Origin of the sequence: Treponema sp. SP13 (genome assembly GCF_050938355.1) — a bacterium.
Taxonomy (GTDB): Bacteria; Spirochaetota; Spirochaetia; order Treponematales; family Treponemataceae; genus Treponema_D; species Treponema_D socranskii.
This window is the reverse complement of sequence record NZ_JADOVM010000002.1, coordinates 371,793-393,819: the sequence shown is the minus strand read 5'-3', so window position 1 is coordinate 393,819 and position 22,027 is coordinate 371,793. Positions and strand designations below refer to the sequence as shown.

At 51.1% G+C, this 22,027-nt stretch carries 20 protein-coding genes; 3 read left to right on the top strand and 17 right to left on the bottom strand.

The genetic code is table 11. From position 1 onward, the window contains the following. Positions 1-5 precede the first annotated feature (5 nt). Positions 6-2,123 (bottom strand): ribonucleoside triphosphate reductase, encoded by a 2,118-nt coding sequence (locus IZU26_RS05955; RefSeq protein WP_433277507.1) that lies wholly within the window; start codon positions 2,121-2,123, stop codon positions 6-8. After that, positions 2,120-2,584: a transcriptional regulator NrdR gene (gene nrdR, locus IZU26_RS05950; RefSeq protein WP_021331205.1), complete on the bottom strand. Its 465-nt coding sequence runs from the start codon at positions 2,582-2,584 to the stop codon at positions 2,120-2,122. The genes IZU26_RS05955 and nrdR overlap by 4 nt, the downstream gene beginning before the upstream one ends. Before the next feature lie 259 nt (positions 2,585-2,843). Between nrdR and IZU26_RS05945 the strand changes: the two genes are divergently transcribed. After that, on the top strand, positions 2,844-4,085 hold the full coding sequence (locus tag IZU26_RS05945; protein WP_433277504.1) for a hypothetical protein: 1,242 nt from the start codon (positions 2,844-2,846) through the stop codon (positions 4,083-4,085). Positions 4,086-4,177: 92 nt separating this feature from the next. On the opposite strand, the gene IZU26_RS05940 is transcribed toward IZU26_RS05945, so the two are convergent. Genes IZU26_RS05940 through IZU26_RS05930 form a run of 3 tightly spaced genes read right to left on the bottom strand, consistent with a single transcriptional unit; the run spans position 4,178 to position 6,203 of the window. Next, positions 4,178-4,852: a hypothetical protein gene (locus IZU26_RS05940; RefSeq protein ID WP_433277503.1), complete on the bottom strand. Its 675-nt coding sequence runs from the start codon at positions 4,850-4,852 to the stop codon at positions 4,178-4,180. After that, positions 4,846-5,631 (bottom strand): energy-coupling factor ABC transporter ATP-binding protein, encoded by a 786-nt coding sequence (locus IZU26_RS05935; protein WP_433277501.1) that lies wholly within the window; start codon positions 5,629-5,631, stop codon positions 4,846-4,848. The genes IZU26_RS05940 and IZU26_RS05935 overlap by 7 nt, the downstream gene beginning before the upstream one ends. Continuing rightward, on the bottom strand, positions 5,628-6,203 hold the full coding sequence (locus IZU26_RS05930) for a biotin transporter BioY (protein WP_310823216.1): 576 nt from the start codon (positions 6,201-6,203) through the stop codon (positions 5,628-5,630). The genes IZU26_RS05935 and IZU26_RS05930 overlap by 4 nt, the downstream gene beginning before the upstream one ends. Before the next feature lie 359 nt (positions 6,204-6,562). On the opposite strand from IZU26_RS05930, the gene IZU26_RS05925 reads away from it, so the two are divergent. Continuing rightward, on the top strand, positions 6,563-7,951 hold the full coding sequence (locus tag IZU26_RS05925; RefSeq protein ID WP_433277499.1) for an MATE family efflux transporter: 1,389 nt from the start codon (positions 6,563-6,565) through the stop codon (positions 7,949-7,951). Here IZU26_RS05925 and IZU26_RS05920 read toward each other — a convergent pair. The 12 genes from IZU26_RS05920 to IZU26_RS05865 form a co-directional block, all read right to left on the bottom strand. Beyond that, positions 7,922-8,269 (bottom strand): hypothetical protein, encoded by a 348-nt coding sequence (locus tag IZU26_RS05920; RefSeq protein ID WP_433277497.1) that lies wholly within the window; start codon positions 8,267-8,269, stop codon positions 7,922-7,924. The two genes, IZU26_RS05925 and IZU26_RS05920, sit on opposite strands and share 30 nt — an antisense overlap. 36 nt (positions 8,270-8,305) lie before the next feature. Next, positions 8,306-9,916: an FAD-dependent oxidoreductase gene (locus IZU26_RS05915; RefSeq protein WP_433277495.1), complete on the bottom strand. Its 1,611-nt coding sequence runs from the start codon at positions 9,914-9,916 to the stop codon at positions 8,306-8,308. Between the two features lie 17 nt (positions 9,917-9,933). Then, positions 9,934-10,611, bottom strand: coding sequence for a 4Fe-4S dicluster domain-containing protein (locus IZU26_RS05910; protein WP_021331195.1), 678 nt, complete (start codon positions 10,609-10,611; stop codon positions 9,934-9,936). Between the two features lie 53 nt (positions 10,612-10,664). Beyond that, on the bottom strand, positions 10,665-11,492 hold the full coding sequence (locus IZU26_RS05905; protein WP_021331186.1) for an FAD/NAD(P)-binding protein: 828 nt from the start codon (positions 11,490-11,492) through the stop codon (positions 10,665-10,667). Continuing rightward, a complete protein-coding gene (locus tag IZU26_RS05900; protein WP_433277493.1) occupies positions 11,482-12,549 on the bottom strand; it encodes a 4Fe-4S dicluster domain-containing protein in 1,068 nt (355 codons plus the stop codon). Before IZU26_RS05900 ends, IZU26_RS05905 begins: the two co-directional genes overlap by 11 nt. Further along, entirely contained in the window at positions 12,546-13,520 is a 975-nt protein-coding gene (locus tag IZU26_RS05895) for a 4Fe-4S dicluster domain-containing protein (RefSeq protein ID WP_433277491.1), read from the bottom strand. Before IZU26_RS05895 ends, IZU26_RS05900 begins: the two co-directional genes overlap by 4 nt. After that, on the bottom strand, positions 13,505-14,053 hold the full coding sequence (locus tag IZU26_RS05890; protein WP_433277489.1) for a hydrogenase iron-sulfur subunit: 549 nt from the start codon (positions 14,051-14,053) through the stop codon (positions 13,505-13,507). The genes IZU26_RS05895 and IZU26_RS05890 overlap by 16 nt, the downstream gene beginning before the upstream one ends. Beyond that, a complete protein-coding gene (locus IZU26_RS05885) occupies positions 14,044-16,041 on the bottom strand; it encodes a CoB--CoM heterodisulfide reductase iron-sulfur subunit A family protein (RefSeq protein WP_180486257.1) in 1,998 nt (665 codons plus the stop codon). Before IZU26_RS05885 ends, IZU26_RS05890 begins: the two co-directional genes overlap by 10 nt. Before the next feature lie 2 nt (positions 16,042-16,043). After that, a complete protein-coding gene (locus IZU26_RS05880) occupies positions 16,044-16,439 on the bottom strand; it encodes a 4Fe-4S dicluster domain-containing protein (RefSeq protein WP_433277487.1) in 396 nt (131 codons plus the stop codon). Then, positions 16,426-17,244 (bottom strand): CoB--CoM heterodisulfide reductase iron-sulfur subunit B family protein, encoded by an 819-nt coding sequence (locus IZU26_RS05875; RefSeq protein ID WP_433277485.1) that lies wholly within the window; start codon positions 17,242-17,244, stop codon positions 16,426-16,428. The genes IZU26_RS05880 and IZU26_RS05875 overlap by 14 nt, the downstream gene beginning before the upstream one ends. Before the next feature lie 78 nt (positions 17,245-17,322). Then, a complete protein-coding gene (fumC, locus tag IZU26_RS05870; protein ID WP_433277483.1) occupies positions 17,323-18,714 on the bottom strand; it encodes a class II fumarate hydratase in 1,392 nt (463 codons plus the stop codon). A 274-nt stretch (positions 18,715-18,988) separates the two neighbouring features. Then, positions 18,989-19,936 (bottom strand): L-lactate dehydrogenase, encoded by a 948-nt coding sequence (locus tag IZU26_RS05865; RefSeq protein WP_433277481.1) that lies wholly within the window; start codon positions 19,934-19,936, stop codon positions 18,989-18,991. A gap of 232 nt (positions 19,937-20,168) precedes the next feature. Here IZU26_RS05865 and argS point away from each other — a divergent pair, with 232 nt between their 5' ends. Then, the gene (gene argS / locus IZU26_RS05860) at positions 20,169-21,992 is read left to right on the top strand and encodes an arginine--tRNA ligase (RefSeq protein WP_433277480.1); all 1,824 of its coding nucleotides are present in this window, start codon (positions 20,169-20,171) and stop codon (positions 21,990-21,992) included. Positions 21,993-22,027: the final 35 nt, after the last annotated feature.

Sequence of the window (22,027 nt, the reverse complement as noted above, 5' to 3'; positions counted from 1 at the left end):
TATTTTTATAGTCGCTCGGATGCGAGCACGGCCTCTTTTTCTTTTTCGAGCCGTTCGAGCTTTAAACGCAGCTCTCTTTCCTTTTCCGCTTTGCACTTCGGACACTCGAAGTGCTCGCCGTTCAAATAACCGTGGCTTCGGCAAATCGAATAGGTCGGAGAAATCGTCACGTAAGGTACGCGGTAGTTCGCCGTAACCGCTTTTACCAAATCGCGGCACGCCCTCCAGTCTTTTATCTGTTCGCCCATAAAGGTATGGAAAACCGTGCCTCCGGTGTATCGCGTCTGCAGGCTTTCCTGTAAATCGAGGGCTTCGAAGATGTCGGACGTATAGTCGACGGGAAGCTGCGTCGAATTCGTATAAAAGGGGCTTTCGTCCGTGCCGCTCGTGATGATTCCCGGGAAATTCTTTTTGTCATGGGAAGCGAGGCGGAACGATGTGCTTTCGGCGGGCGTCGCTTCGAGGTTGAAAAGCTCTCCCGTCGATTCCTGATAGTCGGCGAGGCGGCTTCTCATATAGTCGAGTACGCGTTCGGCAAAGGCTTTGCCTTTCGGATCGACGATCGATGTGCCGAGAAAATTGAGGCAGCATTCGTTCATGCCGCAGAGCCCTATCGTATTGAAGTGATTGTCGAGGGTGTGCAGATAGCGCTTCGTATAGGGATAGAGCCCCGTATCGAGGAGGTGCTGGATCACTTTGCGCTTTATGCACAGGCTGTCGCGCGCGATGTCCATGAGATAGTCGAGCCGCTTGAAAAACGCTTTTTCGTCTTTTGCGAGAAAACCGATCTGCGGGAGGTTGATCGTAACGACGCCGAGGGAACCGGTAAACTCGTCGGAGCCGAAAAGTCCGCCGCCGCGTTTTCGAAGCTCGCGTTTATCGAGGCGGAGACGGCAGCACATGGAGCGCACGTCGCTCGGATTCAAATCGGAATTGACGAAATTTTGAAAATAGGGAGTGCCGTATTGGGATGCCATTTTAAAAAGCAATTCCGCGTTTTCGCTTTCCCATTCGAAATTCTTTGTGATATTGTACGTCGGAATGGGGTAGCCGAAGCCCCGCCCCGAAGCGTCTCCTTCGAGCATGAGTAGGATAAACTGCTTATTGATTATATCCATCTCTTTTTGGCAGTCGCCGTATGTAAACTCCTGTTCTTCGCCGCCTACGATCGCTTTTTTGTTTTTGAGGTCGTCGGGACACACCCAGTCGAGCGTGACGTTCGTAAAGGGCGCCTGACTTCCCCAGCGGCTCGGAGTGTTGACGCCGAACAAAAAGCTTTGGATGCACTGCCGCACGCTCTTTTCCGAAAGATTGTCGATTTTGACGAAGGGCGCAAGATAGGTGTCGAAAGAGCTGAACGCTTGAGCGCCCGCCCATTCGTTTTGCATGATGCCGAGAAAGTTTACCATTTGGTTGACGAGCGTCGAAAGGTGTGTTGCCGGCGTCGATGTGATTTTATCGGGAACGCCGCCGAGTCCTTCTTGAATGAGCTGTCTCAGCGACCAGCCCGCGCAGTAACCCGAAAACATCGAAAGGTCGTGAATGTGGAAGGCCGCCGTTTTATGCGCGTCCGCCACTTCTTTCGGATAGATATTGTTGAGCCAATAGTTTGCCGTAACGGCGCCGGAATTGCTCAAGATGAGACCGCCGAGGGAAAAATTGACGTTCGCGTTTTCTTTGACGCGCCAATCGCTTCGGCTCAAATATTCGTCCATCGTCTTATTGATGTCGAGCATGAGGTTCTTTGCACCGCGGATCGCTTCGTGCCGCGCGCGGTAGAGGATATACGCTTTTGCGACTTCGACTTCGTTGTTTTCGATGAGGACGCTTTCGACATCGTCCTGAATCTCTTCGATGGCGGGAATCGAATGCGTTCTGCTTCCCGCAAGGCGCAGGCGGAGCCTTTCTTCTACTGCGTCCGTAAGCTTTTCCGCCCGTTCGGGATCCTTCCGTTTTTCGACCGCTTCAATCGCGCGTCCGATCGCCGATTCGATTTTTTTGCGGTCGTAGCTTGCAACGTCGCCCGATCGCTTTACGACGGATTTGATAAACCCCTCCGTCTCTTTATCTCCGCTCCCGCCCAAAAAATTCCGCCATTCCGGAAATACTGCCTGACCGCTCATATCTGTTTCCCCTCTATGTTTTTTACCTCGGTGATGAATTCGTCGAGGTTTTCGAAATGCTTATATACCGAAGCAAAGCGGATGTACGCCACTTTGTCGATTTCATACAAACGCTGCAGCACGAGTTCCCCCAGTTCCGCAGTCGAGATTTCGCGGCTCACTTTTCCGCTCATAACGGCTTTGTCTTCGATTTCGGATACGATCTGTTCGACCATCCGCATCGATACCGGCCGCTTTTCGAGGGCGCGGCTGATGCCTTTTTCGAGCTTTGCCTGCTCGAAGGGTTCGCGCCTTCCGTCTCGCTTGACGACCATAAAGGGTTTTTCTTCGATACGCTCGTAACTCGTAAAACGGTAGCCGCAGCCGAGGCATTCGCGACGCCGCCTGATGCTTTCACCGTTTGCCATCGCACGCGATTCTATAACTTTGTCGTCGAGACTTCCGCAATACGGACACCGCATATCGATCCCTTATAACAAATTATTTAAAATTTGTACTCTAAATATAGCGTTTTAAACGATATGCTAATACTATACAACGCTATAGCTGATATTGCAAGATGCCGCGTCGAAAATTTTCCGTTTTTTTGCGATTTTTACGTGTTTTCCGGGTGCAAAAATCAATTTTATTTAAAAAAGAATGCCACAGCTTTTACCTATACAAGGTTAGGAAAATCTGTTAATATCATTTAAAATTATTACTAAAATAGGGAGATACATTATGAGGAACGGAAATAATTTATTAAAGATTTTTTTATTGCTGGGAGTATTTATAGTAGAGGCTAATGCCCGGACTCCTTCCAAGGTAGACGCGAAAGCGGGGGCGACAAAGAAAGTCGATGCCGTATCGACTCCGACAGTGAGCCAGGTCGATAAATGGAAAACGCTCATCAACTTGGATGACTATGTATGTAATAATAAAAAACGGGAAAAAATAAATTACACTCCGAATTATTATAAATACATCGATAAAAGCTCAGACAAAATCGTCATAAACGGCAAAGTGTATGATTACGACGCATCGAGCGGAGCGTCCAGAACCGCCGCCGACATGATAAATCACTCCCAGACATTAAAATACGACGGTAAAAAAGGAGCTTCCAAAGAATTGGAAGCGGACCCTAAAGTTAAAGAAGCTATGGAACTGGCAAAGAAAAAAACAAAAAAAGGGCAGGAAAAAATCGATGCTATGTACTGGTCGGTTCAGCCTCCCAAGGGAATTATCGTAGGCGACTATTATTCCGGCCAAAAAGTTTTTGACGGCGGCTATGAAGCGTATGCCGAAGTTGTGGTTAATAATAACGAAATCGTGCATATAGAATTGAATGAAAGACCGCCCGTTACATACTATGCTGCCGAATGGGCGGGAGAAACAAAGCGTCGTTCGGGTTACGGTTTTTTTCAGGCGAAAAGTCCGAGAACCGACTATACCCTGGTTACACTCATAAACGGAATGAGCTATTTGGAATGGCAGGTATTAAAAAATCAAAAACTGGACTTTGATTATAAAACTCTGTTCGGTTCGTCCAACAGTGCGAGAAACGGTTTTGTTCCTTTACTCAAAGAGATGGCGAAAGAAGTTAAAGAAAAAGCGACCGATAAAAGGTATGTGGGAATAACGCAGCCCTATGATTGCGGCATAAGCACGAGACTCGAAGTGATATACGAAAAAGGGAAAATCGTCGATTTGAAATACGATGAGATTTTTGCCGACGATAAAGAAAATATAAAAAATCCAGTTTTACGGGAATTTTATCGTCAAAGCAAACTTGAATCAATAGAATATAACCGCATCACAAATAAAAGTTTTAGAACCTTTGTGAATACGCTTCGCAGAGAAGTTTTGCGCTCACAATCGCTCACCGAATTTCCGACCGACGCTTTAAAATTGGATATGCCGCATATAAAAGAGGCGTATGAAGATTACTTGTTCTCGGCGGAAAAAATAAAAGATATAAAGTAAAGATTTAAAGGTACTTCATTGTACGTGCCGACCGGAGCCGGATATATTTTTATAAACGGAAATATATCCGGAACCCGCACAATTACTGATTATTAATTACCCATTATCAATTTTTGAAGCTTTCTGGCTTTTAGAGCGAGCGACATTATATAAGTACGCTTCATGCATACGGAGATAAAGACCGGAAAAAGGGTTAACACCATGCGGATACCTTTTTTTCCGCACCTCGCTTTCCACGCGCGAAAAACCGCCTGCCACACGGCGAATACTTCGGGAATGAGTACGATTAAAAGCGATAAAGATTCCGAAAAAAGCAGCCGGCGGTATTCCGCTCTTTGCCGAAAGATCCGCACGACACCTCTTTCGATCGATTCGACTGCTTCTCTAAGTTCGAGGGGACTCGTCGTGCGGTAGACCGCGTTTGCGATTAAAAAGGCGAGGGCGAGGCGGCACAAAATGACGATGTCGCGTTCGGAAGGGATGAACGGAAGCGGAAAGGGAGCGTGAGCGAAAAGGGCGGATACTATCGACGAACTATAAAGTATAAGCGCGTAATACACAACGGGCTTGAGCGACGAAAGGATTTCTTTCATCGGAAAGCGGATGGCAGGCGAAAGCGCAAAAAAAATCGCGATGCAGGCGATTACGGCGTTTCGGGGCAAGATGAAAACGAAGGTGCCGAGTACAAAAAGTAAAACGAGTTTTATGCGCGCATCGCATTTGTGTAAAAAAGATGAGCCGCTTCGGTAGCCGAAAAGCCTTACCATTCGAGATCCCGAAGATTTTTATAGGAAGCGAGCGGATTTTTGATATCCCAAGCTTCGAGCTTTTGCGCCACCCCTTCGGATGGCTTTCCGTCGAATACTTTTTTTCCGCGGTACAGCACGATAAAGCGGTTGCAGAGAGCAAGCGATTTTTCGAGCTCATGCGTGAGGATGATGATCGTCACTCCTTTTTTTTTCAGCAGTTTGATAAGCGCGTTTACGTGCCGCACGCCCGAATAATCGAGGTTCGCATAGGGTTCGTCGAATATGATGAGCGGCATATCGAGCGCTATGATGCCCGCGACGGCAAGCCGTCTTTTTTCACCTCCCGACAAAAATCGCGCGCTCGATCTTTCTTTTCCCGCAAGACCTACTTCCGCGAGCACGTCGAGCGCTTTTCGTTCGGCTTCCCGTTTTTTTAATCCGATATTTTTTAAGCCGAACATCACGTCTTCGATCGGCGTCTCTCCCAAAAGCTGCATTTCGGCTTCCTGAAATACAAGCCCGCACTGCGCCGATTTTCCGCCGCATAGGATTTCCACCGTACCGGAATCGGATTTGTCGAGGGAAGCGATGATCGACATGAGTACGCTTTTTCCCGAACCGTTCGCCCCCGCGATGAGGGCGGTATCTCCTTCGCAAAGCGAAAACGACACTTCCGAAAGAGCTGTAAACCTTTGTTCCCCCTCATACGAGGGGAAGGTTTTCGTCACTTTTTCGACGGAAAGGGAAGCGCCGTTCGGAAACGAAGCGGCGTGCGGAACTGAATCGTCCTGCGTCATTCGCTTTTGTCGGTAAAATAACGGGCAGCCGCCGTGCGGAGCTTTGCCGCAAGCGGAACTGAGAGAACGAGCTTTATGAGATCTCCGGGTATAAACGGAATGAGGCAGGCTGCAATCGACGCGGAAAAACTTCGGTGAGTCAGCTGCATAAAGCGGAGGATGCCCGGAACATAGATGAGGGTAAATCCCGTAAGAGAGGCGAGCGACAGCTTTACGATATTTTTTGCGCTGAAGGCTTTTTCACCTGCGCGAGGCTTTCGTGCGATGCAGCCTGCGGCGAGAGCTGCGAGTATATAGCCTACGAGAAATCCGCCGGTCGGCCCCAAAAGGCGCGCGATCCCGCCCGCGCCGCCTGAAAAGACGGGAAGTCCGAGCGCGCCGGCTGCGACAAAGAGCAGCGCCGAAAAAAATCCGCCGAAGCCTCCGAGCGTGAGAGCTGCGAGTACGGCGAACATATTTTGCATGACGATCGGAATGCCGCCGGGGCCTATAGGTACTGCGATAAAGCAGCCCGCACAGATAATCGCCGCAAACAAAACGATAAAGATAAAACGAGTGTTGTTTATTTTCATACCGAAAGTTTACAATCAGTGCTAAATAAATACAATAGGTTGACAATTAAAATGCGGATATTTTTGTCTTGCGGCACACAAAAAAACGCCCCGTACCGGAGCTTTGTCATGCTTTGAGGGCGGTCGGATTAGTGTAATTCCCGGCACGCGATGATAACCGCGCCTTTTATGCTGCAAAAATATCCGTCGTATTCCCTCTCCGTCTCAAGCACTGCAAGTGCATCTTCCGCTTTTTCCCGTTTCATACCGACACTCTAGCACTTTATCAACTTTTTAAACAGTGCCTCTGAAAATTGATTTCCGCGGTTGACCGCAGAATCGGTTTGACAGAGGGCGGCATTCCTTATACACTGGTAAAAATGCAGGAAAATAAAATGGGCACGATGCCCGTCACCAAGCTTATCTTGAATATGTCGCTTCCGATGATGTTTTCGATGTTCGTGCAAGCGCTCTACAATATCGTCGACAGCGTGTTCGTCGCGCAGATAAACGAAAACGCGCTGACGGCCGTATCGCTCGCTTTTCCCGTTCAGGGGCTTATGATTTCCGTCGGCGTCGGAACGGCCGTCGGCGTAAACGCCCTCCTTTCGATGCGGCTCGGTCAAAAAAAACAGGACGAAGTAAATGCCGCTGCGGAAAACGGACTCTTTCTCGCCGTATGCAGCTTTATCGTCTTTTTTGTTATCGGCCTTTTTTGTATGCACTCCTATCTTACAAGCCAGACGGCTAACCGCGAAATTATCGATTTCGGCATGGAGTATTTGAATGTCGTCGTGCTCGGCTCTTTCGGTATGTTTTCCGCAATCATGCTCGACCGTCTTTTGCAGGGGACGGGGCGCACGGTTTTTACGATGTATTCGCAGACGGCAGGCGCACTCACGAATATCATTTTGGATCCGCTGCTCATCTTCGGCATCGGCCCCTTTCCGCGCATGGGTATGACGGGGGCGGCGCTTGCAACGGTTATCGGGCAGTGGCTCAGTATGTGCCTGTCGTTTATCTTTAATATAAAAATCAATAAAGAGATTCAATTTCGCTTTTCGCGCTTTCGTCCCGACGTGTTCGTTATAAAGCAGATTTATAAAGTGGGCGTACCGTCGATCCTGCTCAATTCGATTACGTCGGTTACGACGTATTTTTTAAATCTCATTTTCGGATCGTTTTCGTCGACGGCGATCGCAGTATACGGCGTGTACTTTAAGCTGAACAGCTTTATCTTTATGCCGGTTTTCGGTTTGAATAACGGTATCGTTCCGATCATCGCGTACAACTACGGAGCGGAACACAAAAAGCGTATCATGCAGGCGATCAAAAGCGGTATCATCCTTGCCGTCTGCATTATGGCTTTCGGTACGCTTATTTTCGAACTCTTTCCGGTGCAGTTGTTAAAACTCTTTCAAGCTTCGGATGCGATGCTTGCGATCGGAGTGCCCGCAATGCGCATTATCGCATCGAGCTTTGTCGGTGCTGCAGTCGCGATTTCGCTGTCGTCGGTCTTTCAGGCATTCAGTTCGGCGATGTACAGCATGTTCGTTTCTTTTGCGCGTCAGCTCCTCGTGCTTTTGCCGGCCGCCTATCTTTTGTCGCTTGCCCGCAATATCGACGACGTATGGCTTGCCTTTCCGATAGCGGAAGTCATGTCGGTCGGCCTTTCGTGCTTTTTTATGGTGAAAGTGTACCGCACGAAAATAAAACCGCTTGCGGAAGGCGGTAAGCGCTTACGCTTCGATGATAATCGTTTCGCTTAGCGAATTTTCGATTCGCTTATTTCGAAAATAGAGGCATATATCCGTCGTCACCATGACGATGTTCGGGATATAAAACCAAAAGGCGAGGTTGTATTTGTGCTCGAGGAGTTTTGCGCTTATGCCGCAGATATAGCCGAAAGTGATAAAGCACATAAACAAAAGACTTTTGCCCTTGGTCGACTTCGATTTCAGCGAACGAGCGATCGACATCGGCCACGAAAGACCGAAGCATAAAATCATAATCGATTCGAGAATACTCGCGGGGTAAAATACGCCGTCTTTTAAGATTCCGAGAAATTCAAGCACCTGATGTTCCATAATTTAATTATTCCTCCCTGTGCAAATATATCATTTTTAGAGTTCACCGTCTCTATGCGTATAATGCGGCAAAAGGCGGGGTGAGCGCGTTTGCGTTTTTATACCGGCCGCCGCCCGCTCTTTTTCGAAACCCTTTACGTGTTCGAGCGAAAGCTTTTCAGGCATCGCGTTTTTTTGCGCTTGCCGCGCGCCAGCCGTTCCCGCGATGCGTCCGAAGACGACGACGTCCAAAAGCGAGTTTCCCATAAGACGGTTCGTCCCGTGAATGCCGCCGGATGCTTCGCCTGCGACGAAGAGGTTTCCGATATTCGTTTTGCATTCCCTGTCGATTTCGACGCCGCCGTTTTGATAGTGCAGGGTGGGGTAGACGAGGATCGGATCGCGCCTGATATCGATGTCGTATTTTTCGAACATGCGCAGCATCGCGGGTATGCGCTTTTCGATCGTGCCTTCGCCGTTTTTCAATTCGATCATCGGCGTGTCGAGCCATACGCCTTCTCCCATACCCGTCGGAATACCCTTGCCTTTTTTTACTTCGCGGATAATGCCGGCAGCTTCCACGTCGCGCGTTTCAAGCGGATGGATAAAAGCGTCCCCGTCGATATTGCACACTTTTGCGCCGAGTGAGCGCACTTTTTCCGTAACGAGCGCACCGAACACTTGCTGCGGATAGGCGACGCCGGTCGGATGGTATTGGAGCGAATACTGATAGAGGAGTTTTGCACCCGCGCGATACGCGAGCACGAGTCCGTCCGCCGTCGCGCCGTAGTGGTTCGACGTCGGAAAGCCCTGATAGTGCATGCGTCCGGCTCCCCCCGTCGCAATGATGACGGCTTTCGCCTTTGCCACGAGCAGCTCTTTCGTTTCCATGTTCATGAGCACGGCACCGGCACAGTTTCCTTTTTCATCTTTTAACAATTCCACCGCGCTCGTAAAATCGACGACGGTGATCCGCTCGGCGCGATTTAAAACTTCGTCGCGGAGCGTGCGCATGATTTCAGCGCCCGAATAATCTTTGCACGCGTGCATGCGCTTTCTGCTCGTGCCGCCTCCGTGCGTCGTAATCATCGTGCCGTCTTTTTCTTTGTCGAATTCGACGCCGAGCGTATTGAGCCACTGAATCGTTTCGGGCGCACGGGTGACGAGTTCGTACACGAGTTCTTTTTTTGCGTCGAAGTGACCGCCGCCGAAAGCGTCGAGAAAATGCCGTTCCGGCGAATCGTTCGCTTTGTCGGCCGCTTGAATGCCGCCTTCGGCCATCATCGTGTTCGCATCTCCGACGCGGAGCTTTGTGACGAGGAGCACTTTTGCGCCCGCGTTGTCCGCTTCGATCGCCGCCGCCGTTCCCGCACCACCTCCTCCGATGATGAGCACGTCCGCTTCGTAATCGGCTTTCGTCAAATCGATTTTGTCCGGTTCTATGCGCGGTATGCCTTGTAAAATTTCCGCAAGCTCAAGCGGCGCTTTTTCACCCTTATTCGGCCCGATTTCAAGTTCGGTAAACTGCTCCGTTATATGATCGGGATGATATTCCCGCAGTACCGCCTCTTTTTCTTCCGCGCTCATGCGGCGCGGTTCAAATGCGGCGTTTTCCTTTCTCTTTGCGGCGACCTTTTCCGCAGACTCTTTCATAATGCCCGTATACATATTCACGCTCCTTTTCGTCACGCTTCGATGTCGCGGCTGTTGTACAGCTCTTTGATTTGATCGATCGGCTTTGCCATGAGATTTTGAATCAGGCTTTCGAATTTTCCGTCTTTGATTTCTCCGACGCGTTCGGTCAAATGCTTTGCTTCCGGCTGGATGTATTTGCCGTTTAAGCGGCGCGCGAGTTCGGCCACTTGCGGATGGCTGATTTCTGCCGGACAGCGCGACGAGCAGATGCCGCACATAACGCAGTCGAAAGATTCGTCCGCGCAGTTTTGAAATTCGCCGCGCTGCGCATAGGCGATGTACTGCATGACGTGCAAATTCTGCGGACACGCGCGAGTACACGCATTGCAGCCGACGCACGCGTAGATTTCGGGATAGAGCTCCATCATGATCCGCTGTTCGGCCGTGACCGCATCGATGTCGTACACTTGTTTTACGAGCGGAAAAAACGGCAGCGTCGCGATGTACATATTGTCGACGACTTTTGTCTGGCACGCCAAGCACGTGTACAGGCGGTTTTGTCCTTTGATGCGGTACACCGTCGCGCATGCGCCGCAAAAACCGTTTCTGCACCCGCAGCCGCGCACGAGTTCGTACCCCGCGTATTCCATCGCATTCATGATCGTCAGATGTTCGGGCACTTCATATCGTTTCCCGAACAGGTAAATGTTTATCAATTTTTCCGACATGGCACAATCCTCTTTAAATTATTAATATCTCGTTTCCTTGATTTCTTTTGCCGTCAATATTCGGGCGGAAGGGCTCCGAGTTCGTCGAACGAAAACACCGGCCCGTCTTTACATACGTATTTGTCGCCGATATTGCACCTGCCGCATTTTCCGATGCCGCATTTCATACGCATCTCCATCGTCGTAAATATCTGCGTATCTTTAAAGCCGAGCTCTTTGAGTCCGGCGAGCGTCAAGTGAATGAGGATGGGCGGACCGCACATGATCGCCGTCATGCTCGTGTCGGGGTTGAGTTCTTTGACATAGGGCGGCACAAAACCGACGTGACCGTCCCAATCGTCTTGAGCTTTATCGATCGTCAAATATACGGTAAAGTCCGGAGCTTTCATCCACTCTTCGGTGATCTCTTTGTACGCGACGAGATCCTGTTTCGAGCGCGAACCGTAAACGATCGTCACTTTGCCGTAATCGCTTCGGTGAGAACGGACGTAGTTGATAACGCTTCGAAGCGGAGCAAGACCTATACCGCCTGCGACAAAGAGCAAGTCTTTGCCTTTAAAAACGGTGTCGACGGGAAAGCCGTTTCCGAGCGGGCCTCTCACGCCTATCTCCTGTCCTTTTTCGGCCGCATGCAGCCACGACGTGACGCATCCGCATTTTTTTATGCTGAACTCCTGATATGCTTCGACCGTCGGAGAAGACGTTATCGAAATCATGGAATCCCCGACGCCCGGAACGGAGAGTATCGCGCACTGCCCGGGCTTGTGGTAAAATAATTTTTTTCCGTCGCGTCCGACCACGCGGAAAGTCTTTACGTCTCCCGTTTCATCGCGTATGTCGGTGATTACGCCGATGTACGGAATCAACATGTCATTTTCCATCGTGTACCTCCGGCTTTTCGATTCGGGCGTCGTCGTTTATCGTTTTCATAACTTTTACGATGTTCATGCGGATGGGGCAGCTTTCGAGGCATCTTCCGCAGCCGACGCAGCTGTAAACGCCGCCGTGATCCATCGGATAATACACGAGCTTGTGCATAAAGCGCTGACGGAAGCGCTCCTTTTGCGTGTGCCGCGGATTTTCCGCCGCCATCTTCGTAAAGTCCGAAAACATACAGCTGTCCCAGCAGCGAAACTGCCGTATGCCGCATCCGGTATCGAAACTCCTGATGTCAAAACACATGCACGTCGGACACACGTATGTACAAGTGCCGCAGCCCAAGCACGCTTCCGAAAGGTTTTCCCACACCGGCAGATTGAAAATCGAAAGCATGTTTTCGCCGCGAAATTTCGAAAGGTCGATATCGACGAAAGGCAGTTTGTCGATTTTTTCCCGCGTCGCCTTTTGCTGTTTTTCGACGATATCCGCGCCGCTCTCGCTCGTCATGCTTTTGATGATTTCGATAAACGCGTCTCCCTTTTCGGTGTTTGCGCGAAAAAAGACGTTTCCGTCGGCGATCCACGCGCTCGCATCTCCTTGCGGCTCGGCCGCATCGATGCCGTAGAGTTTACAAAAACAGGTTTCTTTCGGTTCCGAGCAGGCGAGCGTGACGACGGTGCCGTGTTCTCGCCGCGTTTTGTAGTAGGTGTCGACCGGCTCCATATTGATGTACACGTCGTCGACGATCGCAAAACTCGCAGCGTCGCACGCGCGCACTCCGAAAACGATAAAGTCTTCCGATTCGGTACGCGGATCTTCGACTTCGATTTTTTTGTCCGAAAGCTTGTAGTGCACGAGGTTTTCGATTTTCGGAAAGAAAAAATCTTTTGCCGACCTCACCGTTTTAAGCTCGGACGAAAGGACGTCGCCTTTTTTCCAGCGTTTAAAATCGGCTTTACCCGACGCGTCGTCTACGGGAATATACAGCGCTTCCTTTTGTGCGATGAGGGCAAAGAGTTCGTCGAGTTTTTCAAACGGCAGCGATACGAAAGTTCTCATAACGTACCTCCCGAACGCGAATAGATGATGCCGGGTTCCGCGTCGCTCGTCCTATACGTGAGCATCGGCGGCTTTGTTTCCATATCGCTTCCCGCCGTGTAAGAACCGTAGAGTTCGTCGATGTCTTTAATAAATTTTCGATTGATGAGGTGCAGCGGGATATGCTCGGGACACACGCGCGAGCATTCGCCGCAGTCGGTACAACGGCCTGCAACGTGCCACGCGCGGATGATATGGTACATGCTCTCTTCGAAACTCGATGCGGCGACTTTTTGTGCAGCGCCGGATGCGGGGTTGTCGAATACGCACGTCGTACAAGTACAGGCGGGACAGACATCGCGGCACGCATTGCAGCGGATACATCGCGAAAGTTCGTTTTGCCAAAACGCAAAGCGCTCTTCTTCCGTCATCGCTTCGAGCTTTGCAACTTCGTCGAAGCGCGCGGAATCCCTGACGTCTCCGTCTTCTCCGATAAGTTCGTCGCAGCCGATGTGTTTTTTGCTTTTGCACACGGCGCAGCGTTCGGACAGCTCTCTTTTTTCGGGGTCTTTCATGCCGTCGCACGGAACGCCGATCGCGTATACGTCGCTTCTGAAAATGCGGTGTTCTTTCAGCAATTCGGTAAAGCTGTAGGTGTCGCAGGGTTTTAAAAACACGAGTATTTTCGCTTCGGGTTCCGCCTGCGTTTCGGCGTTCGCGTCTTTTTGTTTTGCAAACGCGTTGTTCGCACGCACGGTATTTTTCGCCGTTTCGATTTTGCGCGTTTCTTTGACGAGGTATTTCGACAGATTCGCCGCGCTGTATTCGTTGTATACGAAGTTTTTTTCGACATCGTCCGCCGACGTAAAAAGCGAAGGCGTTACATCGTAATCGAAAAGGCCTCTTCTCCAGCCGAGCACGAGCTGTACGGTTTTATCCGCAAGCAGCGCTTTTGTGCGGCTTACCAATTCGCCGGTCATTTCGCTTTGCATCGTAAATCCTCCAGCCGTTTGTTTTCTCCGAGCGCCGTTACCGCCTCGACGAATTCATGCATCGTTTTGGCAAATTTTGCGCCTTCCGCCGCGGACACCCATTCGACTCTCGTCCTTCCTTTTTCGATGCCGAGGAATTCGAGCATGGAAAAGAGGAGCGTCATACGCCGTCTCGCAAAATAGTTGCCGCTCGTATAGTGACAGTCTCCCGGGTGACAGCCGCAGAGGATGACGCCGTCGGCTCCCCGCTGAAACGCGCGCAGGATAAAGATCGGGTTCAGGCGGCACGAACAGGGAATGCGGATGATTTTGACGTCGGCCGGATATTCGAGGCGATTGCTGCCGGCCAAATCCGCTCCCGCGTACGAACACCAGTTGCAGCAAAAGGCTACGATCTTTGGTCTAAATGCACCTTTTTTTTCGAGAACATCGTTTCCGGCAGCCGTATCGACAGTCTTCGGCTTCGTGCCACTTTTCGTGCCGGCGTTTGACGAAATACCGGGTGCAAACGCCGTATCGTTTTTTACAGACATAGCGCATCGACCTCCGCCATGATTTCTTTATTCGTAAATCCTTTGAGATCCATCGCTCCCGAGGGACAGGCGACCGTACACGCGCCGCAGCCTTGACAGACGGCGGGGTTTACCTGCGCGACTCGGCGCGTCACCGTCGTGCGGTTTATGCCGCGGAAGTCTTTATCGATATACGTGATCGCACCGTAGGGACACACGTTTTCGCACTGCGAGCAGCCGTTGCACATCGCTTCGTCGGATTCGGCGACGCAGGGATTGTTTTTCAGCTTATCCTTTACAAGGAGGCCTATAACTTTGCTCGCCGCCGCGCTTGCCTGTGAAACCGTTTCGGGGATATCCTTCGGCCCCTGTGCGCAGCCTGAAAGATAGACGCCGGCAGTCGGGCTTTCGACGGGACGGAGCTTCGGATGCGCTTCGGTAAAAAAGTCGTTCGTGTCCATACTCGCGGTGAGCATCGTCGCCAATGAGCGCGCGGACTTATCCGCTTCGATGGAAGCGGCGAGCACGACCATGTCGGCTTTGATGTGCACTTGTTTATCCATGAGCAGATCCGAGCCTTGCACGTCGAGAGTACCGTCTTCTTCGACGGACACTTTTCCGACCATGCCTTTGATATAGTGCACGCCGTACTGTTCAACCGCCCTCCGGTAGAATTCGTCGAAGTTTTTTCCCGGTGTACGCACGTCGATATAAAACACATAGCACTCCGTATCGGGGTAGTGGTCTCTCGTGAGGATCGCGTGCTTTGCCGTGTACATACAGCATATTTTCGAACAGTATTCGTGACCCTTTTCCGCGTCCGCCGAACAGCGGCTTCCGACGCATTGGACGAATACGATCGTTTTGGGATGCCTGCCGTCGGAAGGGCGGAGCAGGGTGCCGCCGGTAGGCCCCGCCGCATTCATGAGGCGTTCGAATTCGAGGGATGATACGACGTCTTTGCTCTGCGAATACGCGAACTCGTCGAACTTCGACAAGTCGATCGGATTGTAGCCGGTTGCGGCGACGATGGCTCCGTATTTTTCTTCGATGAACGTATCTTTTGCACCGTAGTCGATCGCCTTCGCCTGACACACCATCGAACAGACGCCGCATTTTCCCGACGTGAGCTTCATACAGTGTGCGGCGTCGATCGTCGCGATTTTCGGAACGGCTTGCGCAAAGGGAATATAGATCGCGGAGCGCTTGTCGAGATTCATATTGAATTCGTTCGGCACTTTTTTTTGCGGACACTTTTGCACGCATTCGCCGCAGCCCGTACATTTCGTTTCGTCGACGTAGCGCGCTTTGCGCTTTATCGTCACGGTAAAGTTTCCGACGAATCCTTTGATATCCGTCACTTCGCTGTACGAGAGGATTCTGATATTTTCATTTTGTCCGCATTCGACCATGCGCGGCGTGAGGATACAGGCCGCACAGTCGAGCGTCGGAAAGGTTTTGTCGAGCTGCGCCATTTTGCCGCCGATCGTCGGCTTCGCTTCGACGATGTCTACGGGAAAACCCGCGTCCGCGATGTCGATCGCCGTCTGAATGCCCGCGATACCTCCGCCGATGACGAGAGCGCGCTTGGTGACCGGCGTTTCGCCCGCAGTGAGCGGTTCGTTCAACAGCACTTTTGCGATCGCAGCTTTTCCGAGCGAAATCGCTTTTGCCGTCGCCGTCGGCATATCTTTGCATATCCACGAATCCTGCTCTCGGATGTTCGCTACTTCGAGCAGATAGGGATTGATACCCGCTTTTTCCGCACACTTTCGGAACGTCGCTTCGTGCATACGAGGCGAACAGGAACACACGACAACTCCGCCGAGCTCATGTTCTTTTATCGTATCGGCGATGAGATCCTGACCCGTCTGCGAACACATATAGGTGTAGTCCGTCGAAAAGACGACGCCCGCTTCTTTTCCGAGCGCGTCCGCGACGGCTTTTACATCGACCGTGCCGGCTATATTCGTGCCGCAGTGGCACACAAAAACTCCGATTTTCCGCATACTCACTTCCTATACTTTCTGAATGCGCTGACGATCGCTTGCTGCGGCATATCGCCGTCGATATAAAACGGCACTTTTTCGGCAGCGAGGCGTTCCGCCCCCCGCTCTCGTTCGACGACCGTGCGCACCGCTTCCACGATCTTCGCAGGTTCGACTTGGCGCGGACATCTTTCCATACACGCAAAACACGACAGACAGCGGTACATCGATTCCGTTTTCAAAAGCGCTTCGATATCGCCGGTTTCGACCATGTGTACGAATTCGTGCGGATGATATTCCATATCGTCGTAGGACGGGCAAGTACCCGAACACTTTCCGCACTGCATACACTTGCGCACGTTTACTCCGCTGATCGAAAGTATTTCATCGCGGATTTTATTGAGTTCAGACTGCAGCACGGCATTGCTCCTTGACGCCGAGCGCTTCGGCGAGCAGTTCGGTAAAATACAGAACGCTTACGTTTTCAGCGCTCCGATTTTTTACGAGATTATAACGGCAAAGCGGGCAGGCGGTGACGAGCAGCTCGGCTCCCTGCGATTCGGCGTTATCCAAAATCTTTTTGCACCGTTTTTCGGGAATGTCTCCGTCGTCGAACATCGTGTACGCGCCGCAGCACTCGTTTCGAAGCGAATAACGCACCGGTGTCGCTCCGATCGCCGATATAAAATCTTCGAGGATGCTCGGATTTTCCGGATCGTCCATCTTCATAACGCGTCCCGGCCGCAGCAGGAGACAGCCGTAGTACGCTCCGATTTTTTTGCCCGCAAGCGGTTTCGTCACTTTCGCTTTGACGTTTTCCCAGCCGACCGCGTCGCGCAGCACTTCGAGATAGTGCAGCACCTTCGTTTCCCCGTGATAGGAGATGCCGTCATTTTTAAAATAGTTGTTGACTTTTACGATGACGTTGTCGTCACGCCTCATATCGTCGTTTACCTGCTTTATGACGTTATGACACGCCGAGCATATCGTAACGAGTTCCCTCTTCGCATCGCGGGCGGCCGCAAGTGCGCGCACCGATGAAAGCTTCGTCGCGATTTCATCTTTTGCCAGCGGATAGGTTCCGCCGCAGCACTGCCAATCGGGAATCTCTTCGAGCGTAAACCCGAGCGCTTCGGCCGAGGAACGGGCATAGCGATCCAAATCGAGCGCTTTGTTTCGAAGCGTACATCCCGGAAAATACGAATATATACGGTGATCGTCCATACTCAAAAACCTCTCAATAAAACTTTTCTCCGAGCGCGTCGTGCTCTTTGCAAAGTCCGCCGCATCCGGCACCGCGCTTCAACGCTTTACGCCCGCCATTTCTTCGGGATGAAAAACTTCGTCGAATTTTTCCGCAGTTAAAAAACCGAGCGATACGCATGCGTCTTTCAGCGAAATGTTTTCTTCGTACGCTTTGTGACTCGTCTTTGCCGCGTTTTCGTAACCGATGTACGGATTCAGCGCGGTGACGAGCATGAGCGAATTGTAGAGGTTGAAATGCATCTTTTCTTTGTTCGCCGTAATACCCGACGCGCAGTTGTCGTTGAACGACACAATCGCTTCGGAAAGGAGACGTACCGACTGCAAAAAATTATACGCGATAACCGGCATAAATACGTTGAGTTCGAAATTGCCCTGACTCGCGCCGATACCGACGGCGACGTCGTTTCCCATCACTTGCACCGCAACCATCGTCACCGCTTCGCACTGCGTCGGATTGACTTTTCCCGGCATGATCGAAGAGCCCGGCTCGTTTTCAGGGATGTGTATTTCGCCGAGCCCGCAGCGCGGCCCCGAAGCGAGCCAGCGAACGTCGTTTGCGATTTTTAATAAATCCGCCGCGAGCGCTTTTACTCCTCCGTGAGCAAAGACGATTTCGTCTTTACTCGTGAGCGCGTGAAATTTATTCGGAGCCGTGATAAAGCGCTTTCCGGTGAGAGAAGACAGTTCTTCGGCAACTTTTACGTCGAAGCCTCGAGGCGCGTTGAGTCCCGTACCGACGGCCGTACCGCCGAGTGCGAGCTCTTTCAATTCGGGAAGCGCGAGTGAAATGAGGGTTTTGTCTTTTTCGAGCGACGTCCGCCAGCCGCTTATCTCCTGTGCGAATGAAATCGGGACGGCATCCTGCAAGTGCGTGCGCCCGCTTTTGACGACGTTTTCGTTTACCGCTTCGAGCTTTTTAAACGTCGATACAAGCAAATCTATCGCCGGAAAGAGTTTATCTTCGATTTCGACGACGGCTGCGATGTGCATCGCCGTCGGAAAAGTGTCGTTGCTCGACTGACTCATATTGACGTCGTCGTTCGGATGACAGAGCTTTTTACCCGCGATTTCGTTTGCTCGGTTTGCGATCACTTCGTTCGCGTTCATATTCGACTGCGTACCGCTTCCCGTCTGCCATACGACGAGCGGAAAGTGTTCGTCGAGCCCTCCTTCGATCACTTCGTCGCAGGCTTTTTCTATGCACGAAAGTTTTTCCGCCGTCATCTTTTCAGGCTTCAGCGCACAGTTCGCGCGCGCGGCGGCTTTTTTCAAATGCCCGAACGCTTTTGTGATTTCCCGCGGCATCGTTTCAATACCGACACCGATGCGGAAATTTTCATGACTGCGCTCGGTTTGCGCTCCCCAATATTTGTCGGCAGGAACTTTTACTTCTCCCATCGAATCGTGTTCAATTCTGAAATCGCCCATCGCTTTTCCCCGTATAATTATTATCGAAAATTAATAATTCAATTTCGTATTTTATTAAAATCGAAATTGACCGTTCGTTTCGCTTACCGATCAATGATCTGAAATGATTGCGGGTGAGGATAGTGTTCGGAAAAAGAAACCGATAATCGGGCAGCGGCGCAAGTTGTGCAGACAGGTTATTAATATCCCGTTTTCAGTAGAAACGGGATCTTCGTATTCGGCGCATTTTCCGATCCTGCGAACAGTCGTCCGCAATCACACCAAATCGCCGATGCTAAAACCGTATCTGTTTGATCACTTCTTTTAAGCAGTCCGCGCTCCGCCGCATCTGTACGATTTCCATATCGGAAAGCGGTGCGAGCAAGTGCCCGTGAAATCCCGTACGGCCGACGACGGAAAGCATCGAAAGGCTTACGTCTTTAATGCCGTATTCGCCGTTCGCCATCGCGGAAACGGTGAGCGTCGTGTCGGCGGCGTTATTGATACAGTCGACGATGTGCGCGACCGAAATCGCTACGGCGTAAAAGGTCGCCCCTTTGCGTTCGATGATCTTTCCACCCGAGCTTCGGATATAGGATTCGACTTCTTCGTGAACGAGCGGCGGGATGAGTTTGTCGTTGTCTTCGAGACAGGATTTATATTCGTCGACGGGAATCGTCGCGATATTTGCAAGCGACCACGGAATAAACGACGAATCTCCGTGTTCGCCGAAAACGTATGCGTGTACGTTTTGCTGTGCGATGTGGTAGTATTCGGCGATGCGTGCGCGAAGGCGGGCAGTGTCGAGGATCGTCCCGGAACCGAAAACCTGATTTTGCGGCAGTCCCGACATTTTGCAAAATTGATACGTTAAAATATCGACGGGATTCGAAACGATCACGTAGATCGCCGTCGAAGCGTACTTGATGATTTCAGGGATGATGCTTTTCGTGATGTCGACGTTCGTCTGCGCTAAATCCAGCCTCGATTGTCCCGGCTTTCGTGCGACGCCCGATGTCAGAACGACAATGTCGGAATCCTTTGCATCCGCGTAGGTTCCTGCATAGATGGTTACGGGGTCGCAGAACGGCGTACCCTGCCTGATGTCGAGCGCTTCGCCCAAAGCTTTTTGCGTATTGATATCGATCATTACGATTTCAGACGCGATGCCTTTAACGGTGAGCGAATACGCGATCGTAGAGCCTACTTGACCGGCTCCGATGATCGTGACTTTGAATGCCAATTTTTGTTCCTCTGCACTGCTACTTTGCTACAGCAAGTCTTGTATGGGGATTGCTCCCTCTTGTGCCGACGGCACATCCACACAAAAAATACTAGCGAATTGCAAAAAAAATGTAAAGTGGAAAATTGACAAGGAAGGGGGGATGTATACGTGCCGGCGTCCGGCGTGTTTGTCGCACATATTTTTTATCGGGGAATGTACAAAACTCGCCGTAAAGGTTATCATAGCGCCTATGAATGATGCAAAAAGCGCTTGCCGCATTGTGGTCGCTGCGGCTTTGAATCGATTTATCGCCGAAAAAAATCCGGACGCATCGAGTATTGATGCCGACAGTTTGACGCTGCAAACTCCGCCCGATCCCGCTCTGGGCGATATCGGCGTTCCGATGTTTGCCTATGCAAAACTTTTCCGCCTCGCGCCTCCCGCGATCGCACAAGGCGTCGTGCATATTATCAATTCCGAAACGTCGTTTGAAGGGATCTCCGTATCTTCCGTCGGCGAATTCCTTGCCGCAGGCCCTTACGTAAACGTTAAGCTCGATAAATCGGCGGCTTCTTTTGCCATCCTTTCGCGTATCGCCGGTGAGGAAAGCGAGTACGGTTCGAAAAGCGACGACGGTTCAAAGCCTTTCGACGGAAAGCGCGTTATGGTCGAATATTCGAGTCCGAACACGAATAAACCTCTTCATCTCGGACACATGAGAAACGATGCGCTCGGTGAAAGCGTGAGCCGCATTTTAAAAGAAGCGGGCGCGGAAGTGTACAAAGTGAACATCATCAATAACCGCGGCATACATATCTGCAAGTCGATGCTCGCGTATAAACTCTTTCACGAAGCAAAAGGCGACACGCCTGAAACGCTCGGTATAAAAGGCGATCACTTTGTCGGCCGGTGCTATGTCGAATTCGACAAATATGCAAAAGAACACCCCGAAGCCGTATCCGAAGCGGAAGAGATGCTGAGAGCGTGGGAATCAGGCGATGAGGAGGTGCGCGCGCTTTGGAAAACGATGAACGATTGGACGCTTTCGGGTATCGAAAAAACCTATGCGCGTACCGGCGTATCCTTCGATAAACTCTATTTCGAAAGTGAAACGTACCTCAAAGGTAAAGACGAAATCAAAGCGGGACTTGAAAAGGGCATATTTTTCAAAGCGGCCGACGGATCCGTACGCATAGACGTGAGCGAAGTCGTCGGAAGTAAAGACGACCGCGAGCACGAAAAAGTGCTGCTCCGGAAAGACGGTACATCAGTCTACATGACGCAGGATATCGGTACGGCGATCAGCCGGCACGATGACTGGCCGTTCAACCGTCTCGTCTACGTCGTCGCAAGTGAACAGATATATCATTTCAAAGTGCTTTTTTACATACTGAAAAAACTCGGTTTCGACTGGGCGAATGACCTTTATCATTTAAGTTACGGTCTTGTCAATTTGCCGAGCGGCAGGATGAAAAGCAGAGAAGGCACGATCGTCGACGCCGACGATTTGATCGACGAACTGCACGCCCAAGCTTTCAAGGAGATCGAAGCGAAAGGCAGAGAAGCGGAAGTCGGAGATGCGGACGATGTCGCGGAAAAGATCGCGCTTGCAGCCCTCCATTATTATTTATTGAACGTCGCACCGGTAAAAGATATGCTCTTTAATCCCGAAGAGTCGCTGTCCTTTACCGGAAACACCGGCCCCTATCTGCAGTACATGGGCGCGCGTATCGCGTCGATTTTGCGGAAAGCGGAAGAGAGCGGCATCGCTCCCGATACAAGCGAAAAAGCCGTTTCTCTTCTTTCGTCGGAAAGCGAATGGGATTTAATAAAAAAACTCGGCGATTTTCCGTCCGTCGTCGCAAAAGCCGCGGAAGCGCTCGATCCGAGCGTCGTCGCGCAGTACCTGTACGACGTAAGCAAAGCGTTCGGCAAATTCTATCAGCAGTGTCCGATCCTCGCCGCGGAAAAAACGGAGCTCGTGAGAGGGCGCCTCTTCCTTGCCGAATGCACGCTCACCGTTTTAAAAAACGCGATGTATCTCGTGCTCGTGCCGTATTTGGAAAAGATGTAGAAACGCCGGGCAGACCGACTCGTTCAGCTGTGCGG